The 20,672-nt window shown below is 50.8% G+C and carries 22 protein-coding genes and 1 riboswitch; of the genes, 15 read left to right on the top strand and 7 right to left on the bottom strand.

The annotated features are described in order from the left end of the window. The first annotated feature begins 343 nt into the window (after positions 1 to 343). From ACF8PE_RS00715 to ACF8PE_RS00695, 5 genes are all read left to right on the top strand, one after another. Entirely contained in the window at positions 344 to 1,120 is a 777-nt protein-coding gene (locus ACF8PE_RS00715; RefSeq protein WP_392494261.1) for an MBL fold metallo-hydrolase, read from the top strand. A 92-nt stretch (positions 1,121 to 1,212) separates the two neighbouring features. After that, positions 1,213 to 2,172, top strand: a complete 960-nt coding sequence (locus ACF8PE_RS00710) for a GlxA family transcriptional regulator (RefSeq protein WP_392494259.1) — start codon at positions 1,213 to 1,215, stop codon at positions 2,170 to 2,172. A gap of 244 nt (positions 2,173 to 2,416) precedes the next feature. Next, positions 2,417 to 3,328, top strand: coding sequence for an alpha/beta fold hydrolase (locus ACF8PE_RS00705; protein ID WP_392494257.1), 912 nt, complete (start codon positions 2,417 to 2,419; stop codon positions 3,326 to 3,328). Between the two features lie 168 nt (positions 3,329 to 3,496). Next, complete coding sequence (locus ACF8PE_RS00700; RefSeq protein WP_130588914.1) at positions 3,497 to 3,817, top strand: hypothetical protein; 321 nt, start codon at positions 3,497 to 3,499, stop codon at positions 3,815 to 3,817. Positions 3,818 to 4,077: 260 nt separating this feature from the next. Beyond that, entirely contained in the window at positions 4,078 to 4,614 is a 537-nt protein-coding gene (locus ACF8PE_RS00695; RefSeq protein ID WP_392494255.1) for a GNAT family N-acetyltransferase, read from the top strand. Positions 4,615 to 4,961: 347 nt separating this feature from the next. On the opposite strand, the gene ACF8PE_RS00690 is transcribed toward ACF8PE_RS00695, so the two are convergent. Beyond that, positions 4,962 to 5,288, bottom strand: a complete 327-nt coding sequence (locus ACF8PE_RS00690) for a gamma-glutamylcyclotransferase family protein (RefSeq protein ID WP_032617926.1) — start codon at positions 5,286 to 5,288, stop codon at positions 4,962 to 4,964. Positions 5,289 to 5,403: 115 nt separating this feature from the next. On the opposite strand from ACF8PE_RS00690, the gene gcvA reads away from it, so the two are divergent. Next, positions 5,404 to 6,306, top strand: a complete 903-nt coding sequence (gene gcvA, locus ACF8PE_RS00685; RefSeq protein WP_200142150.1) for a transcriptional regulator GcvA — start codon at positions 5,404 to 5,406, stop codon at positions 6,304 to 6,306. A 528-nt stretch (positions 6,307 to 6,834) separates the two neighbouring features. After that, complete coding sequence (locus ACF8PE_RS00680; protein WP_392494252.1) at positions 6,835 to 7,284, top strand: carboxymuconolactone decarboxylase family protein; 450 nt, start codon at positions 6,835 to 6,837, stop codon at positions 7,282 to 7,284. 258 nt (positions 7,285 to 7,542) lie between these two features. Here ACF8PE_RS00680 and ACF8PE_RS00675 read toward each other — a convergent pair whose 3' ends face one another. From ACF8PE_RS00675 to ACF8PE_RS00665, 3 genes are read right to left on the bottom strand one after another with little or no spacing between them, the layout of a single operon-like run. Then, the gene (locus ACF8PE_RS00675) at positions 7,543 to 8,022 is read right to left on the bottom strand and encodes a carboxymuconolactone decarboxylase family protein (protein ID WP_032617928.1); all 480 of its coding nucleotides are present in this window, start codon (positions 8,020 to 8,022) and stop codon (positions 7,543 to 7,545) included. Positions 8,023 to 8,037: 15 nt separating this feature from the next. Then, complete coding sequence (locus tag ACF8PE_RS00670; RefSeq protein ID WP_032617929.1) at positions 8,038 to 8,643, bottom strand: FMN-dependent NADH-azoreductase; 606 nt, start codon at positions 8,641 to 8,643, stop codon at positions 8,038 to 8,040. 10 nt (positions 8,644 to 8,653) lie between these two features. Further along, positions 8,654 to 9,079, bottom strand: a complete 426-nt coding sequence (locus ACF8PE_RS00665) for a GNAT family N-acetyltransferase (RefSeq protein WP_032617930.1) — start codon at positions 9,077 to 9,079, stop codon at positions 8,654 to 8,656. A gap of 109 nt (positions 9,080 to 9,188) precedes the next feature. Here ACF8PE_RS00665 and ACF8PE_RS00660 point away from each other — a divergent pair, with 109 nt between their 5' ends. Then, positions 9,189 to 10,568, top strand: coding sequence for a PLP-dependent aminotransferase family protein (locus tag ACF8PE_RS00660; protein ID WP_032617931.1), 1,380 nt, complete (start codon positions 9,189 to 9,191; stop codon positions 10,566 to 10,568). Positions 10,569 to 10,824: 256 nt separating this feature from the next. Here ACF8PE_RS00660 and ACF8PE_RS00655 read toward each other — a convergent pair whose 3' ends face one another. Further along, the gene (locus tag ACF8PE_RS00655; RefSeq protein ID WP_032617932.1) at positions 10,825 to 11,853 is read right to left on the bottom strand and encodes an HlyD family secretion protein; all 1,029 of its coding nucleotides are present in this window, start codon (positions 11,851 to 11,853) and stop codon (positions 10,825 to 10,827) included. A 28-nt stretch (positions 11,854 to 11,881) separates the two neighbouring features. After that, positions 11,882 to 13,456: an MFS transporter gene (locus ACF8PE_RS00650; protein ID WP_032617933.1), complete on the bottom strand. Its 1,575-nt coding sequence runs from the start codon at positions 13,454 to 13,456 to the stop codon at positions 11,882 to 11,884. Between the two features lie 149 nt (positions 13,457 to 13,605). On the opposite strand from ACF8PE_RS00650, the gene ACF8PE_RS00645 reads away from it, so the two are divergent. Next, entirely contained in the window at positions 13,606 to 14,391 is a 786-nt protein-coding gene (locus ACF8PE_RS00645; protein ID WP_032617934.1) for an IclR family transcriptional regulator, read from the top strand. 150 nt (positions 14,392 to 14,541) lie between these two features. Here the strand turns inward: ACF8PE_RS00645 and ACF8PE_RS00640 are convergent, their stop codons facing one another. After that, entirely contained in the window at positions 14,542 to 14,805 is a 264-nt protein-coding gene (locus ACF8PE_RS00640; protein ID WP_130588911.1) for a DUF2798 domain-containing protein, read from the bottom strand. 128 nt (positions 14,806 to 14,933) lie between these two features. Between ACF8PE_RS00640 and ACF8PE_RS00635 the strand changes: the two genes are divergently transcribed. The 6 genes from ACF8PE_RS00635 to ACF8PE_RS00610 all read left to right on the top strand — a co-directional run bounded on the left by ACF8PE_RS00635 (position 14,934) and on the right by ACF8PE_RS00610 (position 20,567). Further along, on the top strand, positions 14,934 to 15,833 hold the full coding sequence (locus ACF8PE_RS00635; RefSeq protein WP_392494248.1) for a LysR family transcriptional regulator: 900 nt from the start codon (positions 14,934 to 14,936) through the stop codon (positions 15,831 to 15,833). Positions 15,834 to 16,384: 551 nt separating this feature from the next. After that, positions 16,385 to 16,483: riboswitch (guanidine-I (ykkC/yxkD leader) on the top strand. A 57-nt stretch (positions 16,484 to 16,540) separates the two neighbouring features. Continuing rightward, positions 16,541 to 17,599, top strand: coding sequence for a putative urea ABC transporter substrate-binding protein (locus ACF8PE_RS00630; protein ID WP_077227409.1), 1,059 nt, complete (start codon positions 16,541 to 16,543; stop codon positions 17,597 to 17,599). 17 nt (positions 17,600 to 17,616) lie between these two features. Continuing rightward, complete coding sequence (locus ACF8PE_RS00625; protein ID WP_032617938.1) at positions 17,617 to 18,432, top strand: ABC transporter permease; 816 nt, start codon at positions 17,617 to 17,619, stop codon at positions 18,430 to 18,432. Further along, a complete protein-coding gene (locus tag ACF8PE_RS00620) occupies positions 18,429 to 19,205 on the top strand; it encodes an ABC transporter ATP-binding protein (RefSeq protein ID WP_392494246.1) in 777 nt (258 codons plus the stop codon). The genes ACF8PE_RS00625 and ACF8PE_RS00620 overlap by 4 nt, the downstream gene beginning before the upstream one ends. A 4-nt stretch (positions 19,206 to 19,209) precedes the next feature. Then, the gene (locus tag ACF8PE_RS00615) at positions 19,210 to 19,923 is read left to right on the top strand and encodes an urea amidolyase associated protein UAAP1 (protein ID WP_032617940.1); all 714 of its coding nucleotides are present in this window, start codon (positions 19,210 to 19,212) and stop codon (positions 19,921 to 19,923) included. 11 nt (positions 19,924 to 19,934) lie between these two features. Next, positions 19,935 to 20,567: an urea amidolyase associated protein UAAP2 gene (locus ACF8PE_RS00610; protein ID WP_117386573.1), complete on the top strand. Its 633-nt coding sequence runs from the start codon at positions 19,935 to 19,937 to the stop codon at positions 20,565 to 20,567. Positions 20,568 to 20,672 lie beyond the last annotated feature (105 nt).

The following is a 20,672-nucleotide window of genomic DNA, read 5'->3' as shown; positions in this document are numbered from 1 at the left end:
ACCTCGGTGTTTACAGTCCGGTAAGGATAAAGGGCAATCCGCAACCGCGTGAGAGGCAGAAAAGTCAAAATGCGATGATATCGGGTCAGAGGGCATTCCCCGAAAAACAGAACCCTGTCCGACCAAAAGGGTACACCGCCTGAGATAGTTGCTCAGGCGCCAGAGCGCGCGTTCGCTGTGGTGCATCAGCCTCCTCTGTAGCGGCGGCGATCTGGCCTGGCGCTTTGACCCTTTTTCATCGAATAATGACCTTCGTGCACCTCACAACCTCGTCTGCAACTTTTTTATACTGCACTTTCAATGCACAGACCGCGTCGCAGCGGTTTATCTGACGGAGTAAAAAATGCAGCTGACTCAAATACGTAACGCCACACTGAAGCTTGACTATGCCGGGGTTCGCTTCCTGATCGACCCGATGCTCGCTGATAAAGAGGCCTGGCCCGGTTTTGCCGGAACCGCACGCGCTCACCTGCGTAATCCTCTGGTAGCATTGCCGGTTGCAGTTGATGAGTTGCTGAACGTGGACGTGATTATTGTGACGCACACGCATCAGGACCACTGGGACGAAGCGGCACAGCAGCTGATCCCTAAAGACAAGGTGATCTACACCCAGAATGAAAGCGACGCGTCACTGATCCGTTCTCAGGGCTTTACCGCCGTCAAGGTGCTGGCTGACAGCAACGTCATCTCCGGTATTAAGATCGTGAAAACCGATGGACAGCATGGCAGTGATGAAGCCTATGCCATTCCAGAGGTGGCTGAGCGTCTGGGGGATGCGTGCGGACTGGTCTTTTCTGCAGAGGGTGAAAAAACGCTCTATATTGCAGGCGATACCATCTGGGTTCCCCCTTACGTGGACAGCCTGACAAAATACGCGCCGGACGTTGTGGTCCTGAATATCGGATGTGCCACGGTTGACGGGATTGGCGCCATTATAATGGGTAAAGAGGATGCCCTGCGCACGCTGGACATTCTGCCTGCTGCGACCATCGTGGCATCCCATATGGAAGCGGTGAACCATTGCCTGCTGAGCCGCGCGGAACTGCGCGACTACACCGCAGAGCAAGGTATCCAGCAAAATGTGCTGGTGCCTGAAGACGGCGAGACGCTGAGCCTCTGACGCCGACATGCCTGCAGGCGGCTAAGATCCGACTGTCGCCTGTACGGCATAACATCAGCCACACCCGGTTTAATCAGTAAAAGGTCACCATCATGTCCGCTCTGCACGTTGTTGTTATCGCCACGCCGGGCTTCAGCCCGTTTCACTTTTCCGTTCCGTCCATGGTCTTTGACAAGGCGATGCCGGAGCGGGGACTTTTCGAGGTGACGGTCTGCGCTGAACAGCCCGGTACAGTGGTGTCCGATATCGGGATTTCAATCAACGTGGAGCACGGGCCTGAGCAACTGGAAACGGCGGACATCATTATCGTACCGTTCTGGGAGCATCCTGAGACGCGCCCGGCACCCGCACTGCTTGACGCGCTGCGCAGAGCCTGGCAACGGGGAGCCGAAGTCGCAGGGCTGTGTCTTGGCGCTTATGTTCTCGCTTACGCCGGACTGCTGGATAACCGCAGAGCCTCCACGCACTGGGAATTTGAGCAGGATTTTGCCAGACGCTTTCCGCATGTCAGGCTGGACAGCAATGCGCTTTATACCAGCGATGAACGCCTCATCACATCCGCCGGTACGGCGGCCGGTATCGACTGCTGCCTCAATATCGTGAGGGAACACTACGGTACCGCGCTGGCGAACCGCGTAGCCCGAAGGATGGTCATTCCGCCTTACCGGGAGGGCGGGCAGGCGCAGTTTATTGAGCATGCGGTACCTGAAACGACGCGTGACGAGCAGATAAATGACCTTATCGATTACCTGCGCCGCAATCTGGACAAGCGACACGATATTGACTCTTTAGCCGGTTACGCTGGCATGAGCCGTCGCACGCTGACCCGCCATTTTATCAAGGCTACCGGTATGACTGTCGGAGACTGGCTCAGCGCCCAGCGTCTGCAGCGCAGCCAGGAGCTGCTTGAAACCACGGATCACAGCATTGAAGTCGTCTCATCCCTTGCCGGATACCAGTCTCCGGTCTCTTTCCGCCAGAGTTTCAAGGCGCGCTACAACGTCAGCCCAAGCGAATGGCGGCGCACCTTCAGGGGGCCGGGTCTGATGTAAACGGCACAGACGGCTCCCGTTCGCACCCGCCCTTGACTACTTTTTGCGGAACAAAATCGGTATATTAAGCTATGTATTTCAAAAAGATGGACTGATGCCTGCATGGCTTTATGTCATCCAGCCATTCTAAAAACGCGTCTCTCTACGACCTTATGCGTCCTCGCTTTATAAAATGTCCCGGCGACTCGCGATCTGGCGCGGCTCCCGCTACTTTCTGACCGCTTAGCTTAAACAGGGAAATCCAATGTATACCGCAACTATCCGTACCATGATCGGCGGGACGTTTTTTTTGATGTTAGCCTTAGTCTCGACGTCCACAGCTCAGTCTCTGCCTACACCTGCCGAACATCCGAACTCGCAGCGTATCTCTGTACAGACGCAAGGCTCAGGTACGGATGTCATACTGATTCCGGGGCTGGCGTCGTCCCGAGACGTCTGGACCGGTTTAGCCGCAGATTTACGTAAGAACCACCGCATTCATCTTGTCGAACTGGCGGGATTTGCGAGTACCCCTGCCATTTCCAATCCTGACGGGAAGGTTATCGCTCCGGCAGTTGACGCGATCGCGGAGTACATTCGCACCCGGCACCTGAAAGCCCCTGTGCTTATTGGTCACTCCCTTGGGGGTGAAATCGCATTGATGCTGGGTGCCCGCCATCCCGACCTGGTCAGTCGCTTGATGATTGTCGATGCGTTGCCATTCTATACGTTGATGATTGATCCCACTGCGACCTGCGAAACGGCGGCCCAACCTGCCACCCGGATGCGGGATTGGCTGCTGTCGCAGTCGCCGGAGCAGCGTGCAGATTTTCAGACTAGCTCCATCGCCCGTTTAGTTAAGACCGATGCGGTGAGACCCGCCCTGGTGGCGGCAGGGATCAATTCCGATCCCAAAACCGTGGCGGATGCCGTGTACGAACTGATGATGACCGATTTGCGCCCCGAACTTGGCCACATTAAAGCGCCGATTGAGGTTGTGTACGCCTATGACCCTTTATTCGGTATTCCGGCAGCCAGCGTGGATTCGATGTACCGTCAAGCCTATGCCTTTGCAAAAGAGATTCATTTCACCCGTATCGATGACAGTTTTCACTTTGTCATGCTTGATCAGCCCGAGCGTTTCTCCGACGCGGTGGCGACATTCTTAAAGGAATAAGATCCAGAGCGTCCATCAAGTCGATGCTTCTGGAGCATGTTAAGTCTGCCCGGCAGCTATCGGAGCAAGGGAATAGCTAAAAGCGTGTTTGATGAGGGCAGGGGACAGATCAGTTTGCCATTGTAAATGATATTCATTATCATAAACAGATGTGCAAAAGGAGAGACAGTGAAAATATACTGGACGAAAAAGAGTATTCCTGAGCTTAGGGATCTGCCTAAACCAATCAGAGATCGCAATTATAAAGAAGCGCGCAGCAAAGCCAGTGCACATTATGAACATTGGTTGGGTGCGCTTTTATTTTTTGCGCTGATTTTTATCTTTTTTTCCCTTTTTAATACATTATTTCCAGGCGAAAACGCATTATGGCGAGATATTGCACAATGTGTGCTTTGTATTCCTCCAGCAGTCATGGCCTGGGACCAGTGTACTATTTATGTCATGCGCAAGTATTACCGGCATATTTTGATTAATAAAGATCCCGGTTGAATTTGTAGTCTGCGCAAATATTGAAAATACTTACTTTCCGGTATGCAGCCTGCTACTGAACGCTATTCATAGCTATCTTTAGGCGAAATAGCAGGCAAGTCGGTCGAATCAGTCATGAGCAGATAATGAACACCTTCTGTTATCTGCGAGAAGCGGACATCGCGGTTAACGTCATCTCCAGACTCCCTCAAAAGTGTGCTTAAATCAAAAGGAACCCTCTAAAAAAACAGCCTGTTGGCCTGAGGGCCTGGGAGATAAAATTGCGAATTCAAACAAATCGGTTATACCTTCGCCCTGTAATCTCATCAGATGCAGACGATCTCTTCAAAATCTATGGTGATCCTGCGACGAACACGTTTAATCCGGCGGGCCCCTATCCGAACATTGACCATGCAAAAACGGTTCTGAACAGCTGGCTCGACCACTGGCAAACTCAGGGGTTTGGAAACTGGGCAATTTCGCTTCTTGCTGAGCCTGAAAAAATTATCGGTTTTGGCGGGTTGAGGATTCGGAGTTATGGGGATCTCGTTGTCAATAATCTTGGATACCGATTTTCCACAGAGGCCTGGGGCAAAGGCCTGGCCACAGAATTTGCTTCCCGCGCGATAAAATTTGGCTTTGAGGAGAGCAAACTCACGGAGATTTCAGCGGTTGTCCGTGAGAACCATCTGGCGTCACAGAAAGTGCTTCTGAAAACGGGGTTGAGATTTATCAAAAAGATCCATGACGTTAAAGATGCACCGCCAAGTCTTCTCTATTCGATAAAAATGCATGAGTGGTTAAGCGACTCGCGCTGAACGCGTCCGTTCACTCTCACTAAGGTCAATGTGAGGATGTAGCATACTGGCTGGGCTAGGTTCGCTTCAGGCACGAAACGGACCGTCCCTGAGACATCAAGTTCCGCTTTGAGCGAAAAGCGAACATCGTTGAGGCCAGAGAATTGTGCATGATGAGTTAAGGATGATTTATTCTCTGCATTAGAACCTGAAAAGCGTTTTAGCATCATGGGTAGTTAAGACAGCAATATCTAAACTGGCTTGCTGACATCGTCAGATTATATTATCTGTAACCGGCCGACAGTCATCTTGATTTGTTAACGGGTACAGTTAAAAATCTCGACTCCGCTAGCAGCAGGTCTCTTGGTTTATGCTTTGAGCATATAGATACATGATTGCACTGTCTGACCGGTAGATATGGTTACCTCTACTGGAACACGTTCATACTCATAACCTTCGAACTCGTCGAGTATGTGCCAGTGATTAAGTAAATTCTCTGACGTGAAAAGAAAGCCCTGCACACGATTTCCTGAATCATCCAGCACAATTCCCGGATAACCCATTTCTGCTCCCCAACCTTTGGCAAGAAGAGATCCTCCCACGTGACCCTCCTGCCATGTTCCCCCAATATTTTCAAGAATATGAGCATTAGGCCGGCCAAGACCGAGAGTCCCGTAAACAAACAAACTTTCCATTAATGCTCCGGTATCGCTATGAAAATAGTAATGTTCTTTATGTTGATTTTGATTTTCGAACTCTGACCTGACAAATTATTTGTTCTCACTACACGCGTGAATTATTATCACGCGTATGATATTCGATCGCCTTCCCCCATTGCAGACTCTGCGCGCTTTTGAAGCCACTGCCCGCCTCTCGAGCATGACGCTGGCGGCAGCGGAGTTGCACGTTACGCATGGCGCGATAAGCCGGCAAATCCGAAAGCTCGAAGAGCATCTGGGGTTTAAGCTATTTTTCAGGCTGACAAGGCAGATAATTCTGACGGAGCAAGGGGGTGAATTTCACCATGTGGTTACCCGTCTTTTAAGTGATTTAATGAAGGAGACTGAGCGTCTGCGTGGAAGAAACCTGATAAAGAGTTTACGTATAAGTACAACGGTTTCATTTGCCAGTAAGTGGTTAGCACCTCGTCTCAGCCGGTTCAGGCAGAGATATCCAGAATTTGATATTCAACTGGATGTTACTGACATTAATGTAGATCTTAACGATGGTCAGGTAGATGCTGCAATTCGTTACGGCCTTGGCAATTATCAATATGTTTCGTCTGAGCGTATGTTTGATGAAACAGTCACCCCTGTCTGTAGTCCAGGTTTTCTTGAGAAACATAATGGTCTGACAGAGATTAAGGAACTTTTAAACTGCGTTCTTCTTCATGAGTATAGAATGCAGGCGAACTGGCAGGCATGGTTTGAGATGGCCGGAGAAAAAAATTTCAGTTGCCATCAGGGGCCCTTATGGACTCTTGGCAGCATGGCGACTGAGGCTGCTATACGTGGCGAAGGTGTTGCTCTCGGACGCAGTCTTCTGATTGCAGATGATGTAGCTGCTGGAAGGCTTGTTGTTCCGTTTCCACAGCACAAGCTTAGGGCTGAACGGGGGTACGATTTAGTCTACCGTCCAGATAATCAGGATTCATTTAAAATAAGCATTCTAAGACAATGGCTCTCTGAAGAAATGAGCTTGCTAAAAGATTGAATGGCGCTTCAGGAAAAGTCCGCTTCTGGCACAAAGCGGACCGACTAACAGAGCTGAAGGTCTGCTATGAGCGAGAGACGGACATCCAGAATTACTTTCTTTACTGATGGATTAAGTATCTATTATTCAGGATCGTCGATTTTCATTTGCGATAGCCAAGTTTTAGCGTGCTGGTAATCGTCAGCCCAGCGAGACGAAAATATTTTTTCAGCGATATATCATGCACCTTTTAAACTGTAATTATTAAGCCCTTCACCGAGTCATGCCCTAAAATGTCGTATCCACAAAAAGGCTAAAATTGGCCATTCCAATACCATCATTGTTAGATAAACTTAAACTCAAATTAGAGTCATAGTATTCCGTTTTTTATCATGTCCTACGCGTTTTCTTCTTCTTTGTGTCTTTTTTATATGTCAATATTGATTATTATGATTTAACTCTGAAGTATCAGTTAGTAACCCTTCTGATAAAGGTGAGGTCTATTTTCGTAGATAAATCATGCACCTAACTCTCTATAAAGGAAAGAAAATGAATCGTCCAAATTGGTTTCAAGTATCTGCAGAAGGCTCAAAGGCACTGGGAGCGCTGCATCATTTCGCTACAAAAGGAACAAGTCTTGCGGAAGAGCTAATACATTTGGTTTTTTTAAGAGTATCGCAGATTAATGGCTGTGCGCATTGTATTGATATTCACACACGCGATCTTATAAAGTGTGGTATGTCAGTAGAGAAAATAGTACTGATTCCAGTATGGGATGAGGCTACTTATTTATTCTCGGACCTGGAGCAAGCGGCACTGGCATGGGCAGAAGAAGTTACCCGTGTAAGTGAGACACATGCTTCGGATGAAGCGTATTCTGCAGCGCTGTCAGTATTTGGTGAAAAAGATTTGGTCGACTTAACCATCGTTATTGCAACAATGAATGCTCTGAATCGTATGGGCATCAGCTTTCGAATGAAACCACTAGCCAAGGCGTAAATTACCATTCGTTTTCTTAACGAGACCGGTTATTAATTCTCCCTAATGGAAAAACCGCCTTTCGGCGGTTTTTCCATTTTTAACAGAAAGTCATTAAAATAATCGCTCTTAACGTTCTTTTAATGTACGTATAATATTCCCTTACGTGAAGGTTGAAAATACACTATGAATACTATTCGTGAGCGATTATAAAAAATATGCAAGCTTAGATTTAAAAAAATAAATCCGCCAACAAGAAGTGATGCTGGCGGACATTTATTAATGTAATTCAGCACGATCCAGACCGTAAGCGCTATCCATCGAGCCTGGTGCCATCTGTGATAAAATCTGTAGACGATTCCAGGCGTTGATTACAGCAATGGTAAATGTTAACTCTGATACTTCCACTTCAGAGAAATGTTCACGCAATTCGCTGTAAAGCGCTTCGCTTACACCATTATCACCAATGCGGGTCAAAGCTTCAGTCAGTGCCAGCGCAGCTTTCTCTTTGGCGTTGAATAATGGCGATTCCCGCCAAATTGCAACATGATAAAGACGCAGTTCACGCTCCCCATGCATTTTTGCTTCTTTAACATGCATATCCAGACAAAATGCACAATGATTCAGCTGTGAGGCACGTATATCTACTAAGTGCTTAAGTTTTTTATCCAGCGAGATTTTTCCTAATGCCATAGAAGCATCGGCAAGTGTTTTAGCCAGTGCAGGGATAGTTTTGAAATGATTCACACGTGACGACATATTGTAATCCTCTTTTTAAAATAAACGATCAATGGTTTGCAGTGCATAGGGTAATGCTGTTGTACGAGCGACGGGATCATGCGTTCCGTCTACCCGAATAAATTGCACGTCGGTAATGCCAATATATTCAAGCGCTACGCGAATGTATGGAGTGAACTGGTCATCTGCTACAAAAGGACCGTGGGCAAATACACTGCCGCTGGCGACAACGCAATACACCTTTTTGCCGCTGACGAGTCCTATTTTTTTGCCCTCTGGCGTAAAGACGAAAGTTCGTCCGGCGCGGGTTATATGATCGAACCAAGCCTTCAGTACGGAAGGCAGGCCGAGGTTCCACATCGGTGATGAGATAACCAGCGTGTCACAATCAAAAAGCTGATCTACCAGTTGTTCCGAAGTCTGAATAGCAGTGAGCTGAGCTTCACTGCGTAGGTCTGGTGGGGTAAAAAAACCAGCAATGGTAAATGCATCAAGATGCGGTAGCGGCCGTTGAGCCAGGTCCAGCACTAATTCTTCAAGCTCGGCATGATGCGCGCGTAATTTTTCTACCAAGCGTTCAGACACCGCGCGGGATGTCGATCCTGATAAATCCGGACTGACCTTAATGTGAAGCAGTTTCATCATTTTTTCCTCAGGTGAGATCGCGATAAAAGTGCAGGCCGAGGGCGGTGTATCCGACACGCTGATAAAATGCCTGGGCTCCTGAATTACTTATGGCGGTATCAAGGACCATCTGACCACAACCGTATTCACGTGCGATTACCGCTAAGTGATTCAACAGTGTTGCACCCATCCCCTGACCGCGAGCCTCGCTCACTGTTACCAGATCGTCGACGTAACAGAATTGCCCGTGAATAAAATTTTCGAGCAGCCGATAACCGGCTAGCGCCATTGGTTTGCCATCCTGCTCAAGTCCTGCAAGACGGTAGCCTTGCGCCTGCTGGCGCTGTACCTGGGCAATAAATTGTTTCTCATTCGTCAGTTTGCTGCGTAGTTCCCGCATCAGCGCAAAGCAATGGGCAAGGTCGGTGGCGGTGTCGTAATGTTCAATTTTCATGACGCCTCATATTGAGTGGCTTTGTTAATAGCCATATCTTAATCTTGTATGTCTGATTAAAAAGGGCCATTATTAGACTTAATTGGTAGGACATATAAGGGTGCATTTCATGGGGTACAAAGAGATTTATGCCCGCTATCGTCAGCAGATTCAGGACGGTGCTTTGAAACCGGGAGCGCGCGTTCCCTCGATTCGTTCGCTAGCGAGCGAGTTGCAGGTAGCGCGTAAAACGGTGGAAACCGCGTATGAAATTCTTATTGGAGAAGGCTATTTCGTGAGTCTGGGGGCGAAGGGGACCTATATAAACCCGGAGCTCAGGCTGACTTCAACGGTCAGCGCAGACAACGCTGTATCTTCTTGTTCACTTAACACACAGGTTACTGAAAGGAAGGGTGATCTGCGGCTCGGAATCCCTGCTCTGGATGAATTTCCCCATAAAAAATGGTTACTAATATCGGGAAAAGCGGCGCGAAGTCTTCGCCCAGAAGAAATGCTCATGCCCCCGGCAATGGGCTTCCAGCCGCTACGTGAGGCCATTTCAAGTTATCTCAATATTTCAAGAGGACTGAATTGCCGACCGGAGCAAATCTTTGTTACCAGCGGCTATCGGGCCAACTTACGGTTAATTCTGTCGGTACTTGCACAGCCTGAAGATAAAGTGCTGTTTGAAGATCCTGGCTACTTTTATGGTCAGCAATTATTGAAGCGAATGGCATCCAACCTGCACTATATACCTGTTGATCGGCAGGGCATGGATGTTGATTATCTTCAGCGCTATCACAACGATGGGCGTTTCGCTATCGTTACACCCACTCATCAAAGTCCGCTCGCAGTTAGCCTTTCATTACCGCGTAAGCACCAGTTGCTGGCCTGGGCACAGCAAAACAGTAGCTGGATCATCGAAGATGATTACGACGGAGAGTTTCATTACACACGAAAAGTAATCCCGGCGTTGAAAAGTCTCGATATGCATGACCGGGTTATTTATACCGGTACGTTTAGTAAAACCATAATGCCAGCTATGCGTATCGGCTATATGGTAATGCCACAAGAGACGGTAGCCCGTTTCAGCGAACTGGGCGAAATCCTTGAAACGGGTCTGCCATTACTGCCGCAAAAAATTCTTGCGCAATTCCTTAGCGAAGGGCACTTCTACCGGCATATAAAAAAAATGCGTTTACTCTACCAGCAACGGCGTCGCATGATGCTTGAGGCAATTGAAACGAGCTTTCCTGGGCTATTTGAATTTGAGCTTACAGATGGCGGGATGCATATTGTCGCCTACCTGCATCGCGGTATTGAAGACACTGCATTAGCTGCATTATGGACACAGCACGATCTTTATGTCCGGCCACTCTCAAGCTGGTATACGCAGACACAGAAACGTTATGGGTTAGTAATTGGATACACTAATATTCGTTCAACCGAAGAGGCGCAGAAAATTTTGCTGCGCGTTAGGGCAAAAACACTGGCGCTTATGCAGCATTAAGCTTTTGATAGCCGGGCGTGAATAATGATCCATTGTTTACCAGTATTGTCGCCTGAAAAAAATATTTAGTCGATCACTCTCTGTAAATGAGGATCGACTAAATATGGTCGTGATAGAACATGCGTTTTTCTTACAGGAAGCTAGCCTGGTGTCAGTGCCCTTTATTTTCTACAGGAAATTATGTATAGATAACGGGAACACCGTTTCTAAGCCAGACGTTCAAAAATAGATCGGGGTTTTGAGAATGTATGGAATATTAGCGGATCTCAATTTCAGGAACGGCTGACATCCCAACGCGCAATAATTTTGCATCGGGCTGATTACCATCCAGCACTATTTTTACCGGTAAACGCTGAACGACTTTAGTAAAGTTACCAGTTGCATTGTCTGGCTGGATGGCAGAAAACGTTGCGCCGGTTGCAGGAGCGATACTATCGACATGTCCAGTAAACTTTTTGCCAGGCATGGCATCAATTTTAATTAAGACTTTCTGCCCCTGCTGAACATTTGCCAGCTGTGTTTCAAGATAGTTGGCAATGATGTAAGTTTGATGTAGCGGAACCACAGCCAGCAGACGTGTCCCTGCGTTAACGTAGGCACCGAGGCGCACCGAACGCTGGCCTACCATCCCATCGACTGGTGCAACAATACGCGTATAAGAAAGATTAACCCTCGCCTGACTGACCTTTGCCTGCGCGACTGCAACATCGGCTTCCGCCTGACGTAATGCAGCCCTCAACACGCCTACCTGTTTTTCTGCTGAGGTCAGTGCAGCTTCGTTTTGACGAACGACTGCGGATGCAGAACGCTGTGTTGAATGGGCTTTTTGTTGATCGTCCGCAGCGACGGTACCTCTTTGATAAAGCTTGTTAAAACGTTCAGCGTTCTGACTGGCGTACTGCGCCGATGCCTGACTGGCTAAAAGGGTCGCTTTTGTCTGAGCAATAATGGATTGTTGCTGCTCCAGTTGTGCAAGGCTGCTCAGGTGTTTTGCTTCACTAAGCTGCAAATTCGCCTGCGCCATTTCAAGCGCTATTTTGTAGTCACGGTCATCCAGCGTGGCCAGTGTTTGCCCTGCTTTAACGCGTTGGTTATCTGCGACATAGATATTTTTGATATATCCCGATACTTTTGGTGCCACCAGTGTGTAATCCGCATTCACATAGGCATCATTAGTACGGGTATCATTATTCAGCATTGTCGACCAGACAAAAAATATCATCGTCATCATCAGGATTAATAATGCGCTGAGCAGAGTCGTTCTTCTGGATACAGGAAATTTCATTTGACCACCTCTATTTTGTCATGGCAGTTTAAAAACGTATCTGGGGCGGCCAGACACGTTTTGGCAGCCAGACGGTGAGTAATAGCAACAGGACGGCAAAGCCAGCCATGAGCAGATAGCTGTCGCCCAGACTCAGAACAATTGCCTGATGTTTTAATAAGGTGATAAATCCAGCGATGTTCTCGGTGTTGCTGATGCTGCCGTCGTGTAATAAAGGGAAGTTGCTGCTGGCCTGCTCACTTACCGGTGTCGATATCAACCATGGGCGGTTGGCTACGTTATTGACCAGAACATTAGAATGAAATTGTTCTCTGTGATTTATAAACCATTCAACTAAAACGCCAGCAGCGATGCTTGAAAAACCCCGTACGGTATTGAACATAGCAGAGGCATAATGTCCTTCCGGGGGCGCCACAACGCTGGTTGCGCTCATAAGTAAAGGTAAAATAATTGACGGTAATCCAATCGCCTGCAGAGCCTGCATGGCCCAGAAATTCTGGCGTGCCCAGTCGCTGGTTATCTGCATACCCATCAGGCTGGCGAAAATCATCAGGGCAATCCCGAAAGCTATCAGCCAGCGACAATCAACCCAGCGCAGACTAAGCAGTGCGGCAACAAGCGGGGTGATAATTAACTGCGGGAGCCCAATGGTCAAAGCTAGCGGCGCAAATTGCGCTGTTCTAAAACCCTCAACTTTGCCAAAGAAATTGGACGGCAAAGCCGAGCCAGCCAGCGCCAGTACCAACACCACAGCGAGCGCCATCAGGCCATATGAAAAGTTACTTCTCTCCAGCATCTGTAATTTGAACAAAGGAAGGGGATGAAACCATTCATTAATCAGAAAAACTGTCAGGCAGACGATGGCACTGGATAACAGACCATTAAATAATGGCGATTCAAACCAGTCCATACGTCCACCCTGAGTGATGGCGATTATTAAAAACGCCATACCAGAACAGCCGGTGAGCATGCCGAACAGGTCGATCTGCTTAAATCGGTCGAGATGAATCGGGTCCTGCGGCAAACCCCAGCCAATAAATAGCATCGAAATCAAAATGGCGGGGACCACTTGCCAGAACATGAACATCCAGCTCACATCATCCGTCCAGAATGCCGCCAGTGTAGGCGCCACATTTGGACCAAAAGTCGCAGTCAGAGCATAAGCTCCAAGACCATAAAGTTTTATCGATGGTGGCAGAAAACGTAGCGCCACAGTCATGAGTAAAGGCGGAAGTGCGCCGCTAAACAGACCCTGTATCGTTCGCAAGAGAAGAAACAACTGCGCATTCGGTACTAAGGGTAAAAGTATGCCGCAAACCATAAAACCGCCAGCGCAACCAAGAGCGAATTTACGCAGCGAAAAAGTCACAGCAAACCATGGTGCGATCATCATCGCCACTACTTCCGCGGCCTGGTAGGCAGATGTGAACCAACTGGCTTGATCATACGTCACGCCAATTCCGGCACGCACATCTGCAAGCGCTATATCTATAACCCGACCATTAAGCCCAGAGGTCAAGGCTGCAATCAGTACCCCCACAAACCCCAATGCAAGGCGCCAGGTAAAAGGGGGCGAGGGTGGGGTAGAACGCTGTGCATTCATACAAAATTCTCATGCATTTAATCAATACAGTGTACCGTATTGTGGTACAATTTGGCATCTTACATTGCGACAGCGTCCATTGCAATGTGATAATTAAGACAAGAACTGAGATAACAAGCTGTCCGTCACCGGACGATAAGGAGCTCTATATGGCCGTTAATGCTTCAAGCTTTGAGGATGAAAAACCCGGCGGGATTCAGGTTATCGCCCGTGCAGCTGCAATTTTGAATGTGCTGGGTAAACACCCTGGCGGCATGAGTCTGGGGGAAATTGCGCAGGAGGTTGCTCTCCCTCGTTCAACGGTGCAGCGTATTGTCGCGGCTTTAGATAGCGCTCAACTTGTGCGTAGCAGTGGGGCCGGTGGCCTGCGTCTGGGACCTGCACTACTCAAACTTATTTCCAGTGTGCACAGTGATGTAGTGGATCTTGTACGTCCCTTCCTGGAGCAACTTTCGGCCAATGTTAATGAAACAGTGACCCTTGCACGTGCCAGTGGTACCCAACTGGCCATCATCCACTACGTCGTCGCATCACGTGAATTACGTGTTGTACCTCGTATTGGACTTAATTTGCCGCTCTACAGCACTTCCGGCGGCCGTGTGTTACTGGCTATGGAAAGTGATGAAGATGTCCGCATACTGGTAGGCGACGCCTATGAAGATCTCACCGGAATGACAGTTAAAACTTTTCCACAGCTTCAGGAGCTGATCGCCGATGTTCGTGCCAATGGGCTAGCTATAGATCTGGGTGAAACTCTTGAAGGCGTCTGCACGATAGCTGTAGCGCTGGACACACTTTTGGGTCGCTTTTCTATCTCATTATTAGTTCCGGCGGCACGTTTCCATAAACATGAAGCCTTTTATCGGAAAGAACTCATGCAATGCAAGGAGGGGATAGTTAATGAAATTGGAAGAATAACCACGGTGGAAGAATAACTAAGAACAGGAATAAGTATTCTTAACGGAATCAGGTAGGACGCTGGTATGGCCTACCCCATTCTTCGTGATTATGTGTTACATAGTTCTGCCTTAATGAAAAAGCGGGGCCGATCTTATTCGACGCCTGTAATACGTGCGCTGAATGCCTCAGTGACCCTGAACGGTCAATCCGACGAGTCGGATAACAACAGGCCGGACAACAAGTATGCAAAAGAAAGCCGCTGGCATAGCAACCTGGTAAGCATTCATCACATTTGCCATGTAATGGGGGCCCATTCCGAATTCAGCAAAAGTAATAACCAGACTCATCAGGAACGCCATGATTGTCGCCATATAAAGAGCAAATATGTAGGGTGCCGAGCGCACAGGAAGGCGGGTTCGCAGGGTTTTTTTTGCAGTAGCATCAGTCATCGGGATATCCTGTTAAACAAAGGTTAACGAAACTGCGGCTAACTTAACAAGCTTATGAAGCCTGTTGTAGAGCACTTATGCTTTAATCATTGTTAAACAAAAGTGACGAATTCGGTATTAAGGATGCTATGGACGTTTTAGGCCTCATCAGTACGTTTATCCGCGTGGTGGAGAATGGCAGTATTGCAGCGGCGGCACGCGCTAAAGGGATGAGTCCGGCAGCCGTTAGCCAGAGCCTTTCTCGTCTTGAAGGGCATCTGGGCGTACGACTGCTGTCGCGCACCACCCGCAGCATGACGTTAACTGAAAATGGTAAACGGTATTTCGAGAAAGTTCGTCACATTCCCGATGATGTTGAACTCGCCTCGCAGGCTGCCGCACACGTAACCAAACCGAAGGGGCCACTTTGTATCGCGACGACGGCCGCGTTTGGCCGATACGTTCTGGCTCCACTCATGCCAGCCTTCAAAGCGTCTTTTCCCGATATAGATATTGAACTGATCAGTACCGATCGCAACGTCAGTCATCACCTGGAAGGGGTCGATGTCAGTATCCGCATCGAGGCACAACTGAATGATCAACTGATTGCCAGAAAAATTGCATCGTTACCCTTTATATTCTGCGCGGCGCCCGCTTACCTTGACCGTGCAGGCACGCCTCAGATACCTGAAGACCTCAGCCAGCACGACTGCGTGGTTTTCCGCTATCCAACCGACAGACGATTTCTGCCATGGTCTTTTATGGTCAACGGACAGCTCGTCAATGCGAAACTCAACCCCAGCTTTATCAGCGATGATATTGATATCATCGCCAAAATAGCCGTGAACGGGGGCGGCATTGCCCGTCTGGCAAGTTTTGTCGCACAGCCATTGATAGACGCCGGTCAGCTAAGGCCTGTGTACTGGTCAGGTCACAGTGAGAGCACCATTGAATCCCTGCCGATGGATTTTTTTGCGTGTGTTACTGAACGTTCAGCACTTAATTCAAAGGTCAGGGCGTTTATTGAATTTTTAGAAGAGGCGATGTAAGGCATAAACCTCTTTGACGAAAAATTGACTGCATTTTGCGAGGTATCACCCGCAGAGATAACCCACCGCAATCTGGCGGCTTATCGGGTCTGGACAGATCAAAACTTCCTGACAAAAATGCAGCTTTATTGCGGGGGCTTTCATTCCATCTCATGAAAAAGCTTACAAATTGTGCCCAAAACGATGTGGATCCCAACGGACGATAAAGTCCAGGTATCACTATAAAACGGGAGAAACGACGGCCTGTTAGAGGAAATCCAGTGGATGGTTATTACGCTTTAGCCAGACCATTGCCTGAAGCATCAATGTTCGCTTGCGGCATAACGCGGCCCTTTACTTTCGCGCATCAGGCTCTTCTCGAGACGTTCTTAAACAACGCGCTGTCGCCCCATTCCTCCAGCACCACCACAGTGCACTCTCCCCGCGCAGGTTCCCCAAAACAGTGAAACGCGTTGCACACAATTCAACAACATCCTGATAAGAAACGAAAAAAATTCCTGGCATACCCCTTGCAATAACGACAAGCGAAGGGCAGTGCATCACACAATATAAAAATAGCTGGCTAGGGTTCCGGTTCACGTTGGTGAATGGCTGGTCCAAGAGCTGGCGACCTCTGAGAGGTTACACGGCGGGACAAAAGCCCGGGAGACAGCAGCACCAGAAGGTGTCGCGCTGCCCCCTTATTTTGTGCCACTCAGAGGTCAAGCATGAAGAAAACGCCATTACTCCGCTCTCTTGTACTGTCGCTGGCGATGCTGGTCAGTCTCCCCACCTTTGCCGCCGTCAAAAAAGAGTTCAACGTCTGCTGGACCATCTACGCAGGCTGGATGCCCTGGGGCACCATCAGCACCAACAAGATCATTGATAAATGGGCCGACAAGTACGGCATCAAAATCAATGTTGTACAGCTCAACGATTACATCGAATCCATCAACCAGTACACCGCGGGCCAGTTTGATGGCTGCACCATGACCAACATGGATGCGCTGACCATTCCGGCGGCGGGTGGGGTGGATACCACGGCGCTGATCCTCGGCAGCTACTCAGAAGGCAACGACGGCGTCGTGATGAAAGGCGAGGGCAAAACCCTCACCGACCTGAAAGGGATGAAAATTTACCTGCCGGAGCTGTCCGTCTCGCACTATCTGCTGGTGCGCGGGCTGGAAAAAGCCGGGCTGGCGGAGAAAGACGTCACCGTGGTGAATACCTCGGATGCGGATATCGTCTCGGCCTTCGCCACCCAAAATGTGCAGGCCGCCGTGGCCTGGAACCCCCAGCTATCGGTGATCAAAGGCACGCCGAAAACCACCGAGGTGTTCAGCTCCTCGCAGGTGCCGGGCGAGCTGATCGACATGATGGTGGTTAACAGCGAAACCCTGAAGGACAACCCGGCGCTCGGCAAAGCACTGACCGGCGCATGGTACGAGATGATGGGGCTGATGAAAGCCCAGGATGCTAACGCTCTGAATGCCATGGCGGCGGCGTCCGGCACCGATCTCACCGGCTATCAGGCACAGCTGAAAACCACCCACCTGTTCTACACCCCGCAGGACAACATTGCCTTTGTCACCTCTGCGGATCTGGCGAAAACCATGCAGCGTGTAGCAGCCTTCTCTTTCGATAAAGGGCTGCTGGGTGAGGGCGCGCAGAGTGCCGATTTTATCGGTATGAGCTTCCCGGGCAACGTCACTCAGGGCGATGCCAACAACGTCAAACTGCGTTTTGACGACAGCTTCGTGAAAATGGCCGCCGCGGGCCAGCTGTGATGACTGACGGAGTCTCCATGCGACACATTAATCGCCATCCTGGTCCGGGCATGCGGCTGATGCTGGTGATACTGCCCTTTGTCCTGCTGCTGGCCGCCTACTTTTTTGGTTCGGCGGTACGCCTCGAGGCTAACCCCCAGGACAAGCTGCTGCCCGGCCTGCAACAGATGCTGGATGCGATCTCGCGGATGGCCTTTACCCCGGATAAACGCAGCGGGGAGTATCTGTTCTGGGTCGATACGCTGGTAAGCCTGGCCCGTCTGCTGGTGGGGCTTGGGATCGCGTCGCTCATTGGCCTGTGCATTGGCGTCACCGCCGGGGTGTTCCCCCTGTGGCGCGCGTCGCTCTCGCCGCTGATGACGGTGCTGTCGATGGTTCCGCCGCTGGCGATTTTACCGGTGCTGTTTATCGTCTTCGGGCTGGATGAGCTGTCCAAAATTATGCTGATTGTGATTGGCATCACCCCGATGCTGGCCCGGGATCTGGAGCATCGCGCCTGCGAAATCCCGCCGGAGATCCTGATCAAAGCCCAGACCCTGGGCGCCAACAGCTGGACGCTGGTGCTGCGGGTGGTACTGCCGCAGCTGCTGTCGCGTCTGCTGACTTCGCTGCGTCTGCTGCTTGGTTCGGCCTGGTTATTCCTCATCTCGGCGGAGGCCATCTCTTCCACCGCCGGGCTGGGCTACCGCATCTTCCTCGTCCGCCGCTATATGGCGATGGACGTCATCATCCCCTATGTCCTGTGGATCACGCTGCTGGCGTGGCTGATGGATCTGGCCTTGCGCCAGCTGCACAAATCCTGCTTCCCGTGGGCAGAAGGAGGGAAAGCATGAGTTTTATCACCATCAACAATATCTGGCAGGAGTACGGCGACCATGTGGTGCTGGAGCGCCTGAATCTGCAGATCAACGAGGGGGAGTTCTGCTCAATGGTCGGCGCCTCCGGCTGCGGGAAATCGACCTTTCTGCGCCTGCTGCTCGGCCAGGAAAAGCCGAGCAGGGGCACAATCACCCTGGACGGCAAACCGCTTACCGCCGAGCCGGACAGCCGCCGGGGCGTGGTGTTCCAGCGCTATTCCGTCTTTCCGCACCTCAGCGTGCTGGATAACGTTGCCATTGGCATCGAACTGCCGCAATCCCCGCTGTTCGGACGGCTGTTTGTCGCGAAAAAACGCGCCGCGCGTGAACGGGCGGCTGAAATGCTGGAGAAGGTGGGGCTGGGCCATGCCCTGCAAAAATATCCCGCCCAACTTTCCGGCGGGATGCAGCAACGTTTAGCCATCGCCCAGGCCTTCATCATGCAGCCGCGCGTCCTGCTGCTGGATGAGCCATTTGGGGCACTGGATCCCGGCATCCGCAAAGACATGCATGCGCTGCTGCTGCAGCTGTGGGGCGAAACCCGCATGACGGTCTTTATGGTCACCCACGATCTTTCCGAAGGCTTCAACCTCGGCACCCGTTTGCTGGTGTTCGATAAGGTGCGCCTCGATCCGCAGGCCCCGAATGCCTACGGCGCGCGCATCACCTACGACATTCCTCTCAACGAGACACGGCTTTCCAGCCTGAGCGGAACGGCTCCCGACAACGTGTATGCATTAAGAGGATAACCCTGTGAACACGACAACATTACGCGAAGAGACCCTGCCGGGCGGCGGCCACCTCTCCTTTGTGCTTAAGCGCGGGCAAATCCTGCGGATGACCGACATCGACGGCGGGGCGAACGTCAGCCTGATGATGCTTAACCCGCACGAGAAGAGCGAACGCCTGAACCTGCCGGACACCCTGAAAGGCCAGCACACTGCGCGCCTGACCGCCGGGCACTGTTTTTACTCGGATATGGGCCGCGTGCTGGCGGGCATTATCGCCGACACCTCTGGCTGGCACGATCCCTTTGGCGGCGTGCTTAATGCCGCTGAAGTCACGGAAAAATATGGTCAGGGACGTTATCAGGAACTGCGCAACGGCTTCTACCGGAACGGCACCGACAATTTGCTGGTAGAGATGGGTAAATGGGATCTCAACCTCGAAGATCTGCTGATGGTGGTGAACTTCTTCAGCAAAGTCACCGTAGATGATCAGGGGCAGTTCAGCTTCCACCGCGACCATTCCCGGCCGGGAAGCTACGTGGAGCTGTTTGCCCCGATGGACACCCTGATCGTGATGACCGCCTTGCAGCATCCGATGGACCCCTCCACCGAGTATGCCCCGCGCCCGGTACAGCTGAGCTGGCGGCAGGCCGGGGACGAAGAGGCGGCCATTAACGCACTCCTCACGCGCCCGGAAAACAGCCGCGCCATCACCAACACGCAACTTTTCGCCCTGTAAGGAACCGTACTATGACCATTGTCAGCGAAAAACAGCCCCAGGATGCGATCTTCCGCCATGTGATCCCGGCGGGCGAGCCTTACCTGTTCGAAGTGAAAAAAGGCCAGACCCTGCGCCTGCTCGATCTGGAGGGCAACCAGGCGGTGGATACCCTGTTTTATAACGCCGATAACCCGCGCGAACGCTACGATGCACAGCGCACGCTGCGCCGCCAGAATAATGCCTATCTCACCAGCGGGAGCGTGCTCTACTCCAACCTCGGCAATCCGCTGCTGACCCTGGTGGCCGACACCTGTGGACGTCACGATACCCTCGGCGGAGCCTGCGCTCAGGAGAGCAATACCGTCCGCTATGCCCTCGACAAACGTCATATGCACAGCTGCCGGGACAACTTCCTCTGCGCTTGTCTGCACGATGGTCGCCTCCACAAACGCGATATCGGCGCCAACATCAACTTCTTTATGAATGTGCCGGTGACCCCGCAGGGCGGGCTGACCTTTGCCGACGGCATCTCCGCGCCGGGGAAATATGTCGAGCTGCGCGCAGAGTGCAACGTCATCGTGCTGATCTCCAACTGCCCGCAGCTGAACAACCCCTGCAACGGCTGGAACCCGACGCCTGCGGAGGTACTGGTATGGAACTGACGCCCACCCGCTGGCAGCGCCTGCGTCAGGCGTTGTATCGCCTGTTTGAAGTCCGCGCCGGACGCATCCTGCCGTAACCGTTTTTCCCCGTGGACGACCATGCGG

This window comes from Leclercia sp. GLN_9 (genome assembly GCF_043105735.1).
Taxonomy (GTDB): domain Bacteria; phylum Pseudomonadota; class Gammaproteobacteria; order Enterobacterales; family Enterobacteriaceae; genus Enterobacter; species Enterobacter adecarboxylatus.
Note: the sequence above shows the minus strand (reverse complement) of the source record. Positions and strands in the feature narration are given on the sequence as shown.

What these genes read in the sequence shown, in the direction of transcription:
- ACF8PE_RS00610 (WP_117386573.1), top strand. Translation starts at nt 19,935, where the DNA reads ATGACCATTGTCAGCGAAAAACAGCCCCAGGATGCGATCTTCCGCCAT.
- ACF8PE_RS00710 (WP_392494259.1), top strand. Translation starts at nt 1,213, where the DNA reads ATGTCCGCTCTGCACGTTGTTGTTATCGCCACGCCGGGCTTCAGCCCG.
- ACF8PE_RS00660 (WP_032617931.1), top strand. Translation starts at nt 9,189, where the DNA reads ATGGGGTACAAAGAGATTTATGCCCGCTATCGTCAGCAGATTCAGGAC.
- ACF8PE_RS00680 (WP_392494252.1), top strand. Translation starts at nt 6,835, where the DNA reads ATGAATCGTCCAAATTGGTTTCAAGTATCTGCAGAAGGCTCAAAGGCA.
- ACF8PE_RS00645 (WP_032617934.1), top strand. Translation starts at nt 13,606, where the DNA reads ATGGCCGTTAATGCTTCAAGCTTTGAGGATGAAAAACCCGGCGGGATT.
- ACF8PE_RS00620 (WP_392494246.1), top strand. Translation starts at nt 18,429, where the DNA reads ATGAGTTTTATCACCATCAACAATATCTGGCAGGAGTACGGCGACCAT.
- ACF8PE_RS00705 (WP_392494257.1), top strand. Translation starts at nt 2,417, where the DNA reads ATGTATACCGCAACTATCCGTACCATGATCGGCGGGACGTTTTTTTTG.
- ACF8PE_RS00655 (WP_032617932.1), bottom strand. Translation starts at nt 11,853, where the DNA reads ATGAAATTTCCTGTATCCAGAAGAACGACTCTGCTCAGCGCATTATTA.
- ACF8PE_RS00665 (WP_032617930.1), bottom strand. Translation starts at nt 9,079, where the DNA reads ATGAAAATTGAACATTACGACACCGCCACCGACCTTGCCCATTGCTTT.
- ACF8PE_RS00670 (WP_032617929.1), bottom strand. Translation starts at nt 8,643, where the DNA reads ATGAAACTGCTTCACATTAAGGTCAGTCCGGATTTATCAGGATCGACA.
- ACF8PE_RS00625 (WP_032617938.1), top strand. Translation starts at nt 17,617, where the DNA reads ATGCGACACATTAATCGCCATCCTGGTCCGGGCATGCGGCTGATGCTG.
- ACF8PE_RS00690 (WP_032617926.1), bottom strand. Translation starts at nt 5,288, where the DNA reads ATGGAAAGTTTGTTTGTTTACGGGACTCTCGGTCTTGGCCGGCCTAAT.
- ACF8PE_RS00650 (WP_032617933.1), bottom strand. Translation starts at nt 13,456, where the DNA reads ATGAATGCACAGCGTTCTACCCCACCCTCGCCCCCTTTTACCTGGCGC.
- ACF8PE_RS00635 (WP_392494248.1), top strand. Translation starts at nt 14,934, where the DNA reads ATGGACGTTTTAGGCCTCATCAGTACGTTTATCCGCGTGGTGGAGAAT.
- ACF8PE_RS00640 (WP_130588911.1), bottom strand. Translation starts at nt 14,805, where the DNA reads ATGACTGATGCTACTGCAAAAAAAACCCTGCGAACCCGCCTTCCTGTG.
- ACF8PE_RS00675 (WP_032617928.1), bottom strand. Translation starts at nt 8,022, where the DNA reads ATGTCGTCACGTGTGAATCATTTCAAAACTATCCCTGCACTGGCTAAA.
- ACF8PE_RS00630 (WP_077227409.1), top strand. Translation starts at nt 16,541, where the DNA reads ATGAAGAAAACGCCATTACTCCGCTCTCTTGTACTGTCGCTGGCGATG.
- ACF8PE_RS00715 (WP_392494261.1), top strand. Translation starts at nt 344, where the DNA reads ATGCAGCTGACTCAAATACGTAACGCCACACTGAAGCTTGACTATGCC.
- gcvA (WP_200142150.1), top strand. Translation starts at nt 5,404, where the DNA reads ATGATATTCGATCGCCTTCCCCCATTGCAGACTCTGCGCGCTTTTGAA.